The sequence below is a fragment of the Sciscionella sediminilitoris genome (assembly GCF_000737195.2).
In the GTDB taxonomy this organism is placed as follows: Bacteria; Actinomycetota; Actinomycetes; order Mycobacteriales; family Pseudonocardiaceae; genus Sciscionella; species Sciscionella sediminilitoris.
Genome location: NZ_JALM01000170.1, coordinates 1 through 1,439, shown reverse-complemented (window position 1 = coordinate 1,439; position 1,439 = coordinate 1). Strand labels below are relative to the sequence as shown.

The following is a 1,439-nucleotide window of genomic DNA, read 5'->3' as shown; positions in this document are numbered from 1 at the left end:
CAACGTCCTGGCCTCCTACAACTAGCACCGTGTCGCGCTCTTTCGGCCGCTGCCCGATGCCATAGGGGTCCCGACCGAATTCTCCTGCGCGTAGCCGTATACGCTTCCGTAATCGTCGAGTCGCCTCCACCCGTTGGTCAGCGCCCAAGAGCCTGTTGAAGCTGCTGCTTTGTCATGGCCGATCGGCCCTTGATGTTGCGTTGTTTCGCGTCGTTGTAGAGCTGTTCTTTGGTGGGTCCGCCACTGGGGCCGAGACGCTTCCCGGAGCGGCGTCCACCACGTTGTTGCGGAGATTCGCCATGTTTCGATGTAGTGCTGGCCTGTTTCGCTGCGCCGGAGCGTGCACGGTTCTTATTTACCGTGCGCGCGGCGATCTCTTCGGCACGACCTTCGCTCGCGCCACGGTCGAGCTGAGAGGTTTTGATGTCTTCGTATTGGCGATTCGACTTCGCTCCCCATTCCTGCTGACGCGGGTTACGCCGTTGTTGACGAGGCGTCTGCCGTGGCATGTCTGTCCTCCTTGGTGTCGTCTGCGGTGGTTCGATCAGAGCGAACAGTGTCGTTCCGTGGTTGGATTCCCCGTTTGCACATGCGCAAACCAGTCACCACACTCAGCTCCTTTTCGACTGAAACCACGATCCGGTCACATTGACGGTGGACCGGCCACCAAGGTCGAACCAGTTACGGTCGGTGAATCGAATGCCGCCACGGATACTGTCCGATTTCCTCCTCCACGATCGCCTGTGCTCGTTCGGCGTCCACCTCGTGATAGGTCTGATCAACGAACGTTGTCAACTCGTGGATGTCCGCGAGGAATCGCGCCGCGCCGCGCTCCGGTACGGAGACTTCCACCAGTACCGAGCCGTCGTCGAGTGGCCAGAAGCGCACGTCACCGTCGCCTGCGGGACCTGCGATCCCCTCGACCAACAGATCCCTGGCGAACGTCCAGTGAATCCAGCGTTCCTCGGAGATTCGGAAAGCCAGGTGTACCGCCAAGGGATCGCACTCGTAGAAGGCGAGATCGACCTCGATAGGCACGGTTGTCGTGCCGCCGGTCGACATCTCGAACAGAAGAGTCCTTTCGACCGTCACGTCATAGCGCATGTTGGTTCCACCTTCGGTGATCGATGTTCGCGCGTTCGAACTCACCGCGTCGGTCTACCCGACATCGGAGGAGTTACCACGATGTCGGGCGGGCAAACCTGTGGTAGAAACGCCGGATTCACGACTGGGCAAGCTAGCGGTGTCGAGGGCTTTGCGCGAACAAGCTCCCTGTGCGCTCCGGGGTGGCTGGGTCCGGCGTTCGGGTCTGGCCGACCGACCACCGACCTGACTGACGGAACTCCTGGCACCGGCACGCGATGACCTGCGGTTGTGTGGCGGGGGTAAAGGAGACGACATGTTTTCGTGACGGGCAAGCCCTAAAGGTTGTCCCGTAA

Annotated in this window: 2 protein-coding genes; both read right to left on the bottom strand. The window is 60.7% G+C overall.

All coding sequences use genetic code 11. The annotated features are described in order from the left end of the window. Nucleotides 1–137: 137 nt before the first annotated feature. The gene (locus AD72_RS36255) at nucleotides 138–509 is read right to left on the bottom strand and encodes a plasmid stabilization protein (RefSeq protein ID WP_231645156.1); all 372 of its coding nucleotides are present in this window, start codon (nucleotides 507–509) and stop codon (nucleotides 138–140) included. 172 nt (nucleotides 510–681) lie between these two features. After that, complete coding sequence (locus tag AD72_RS34790; protein ID WP_156365526.1) at nucleotides 682–1,104, bottom strand: SsgA family sporulation/cell division regulator; 423 nt, start codon at nucleotides 1,102–1,104, stop codon at nucleotides 682–684. Nucleotides 1,105–1,439: the final 335 nt, after the last annotated feature.

What these genes read in the sequence shown, in the direction of transcription:
- AD72_RS34790 (WP_156365526.1), bottom strand. Translation starts at nt 1,104, where the DNA reads ATGCGCTATGACGTGACGGTCGAAAGGACTCTTCTGTTCGAGATGTCG.
- AD72_RS36255 (WP_231645156.1), bottom strand. Translation starts at nt 509, where the DNA reads ATGCCACGGCAGACGCCTCGTCAACAACGGCGTAACCCGCGTCAGCAG.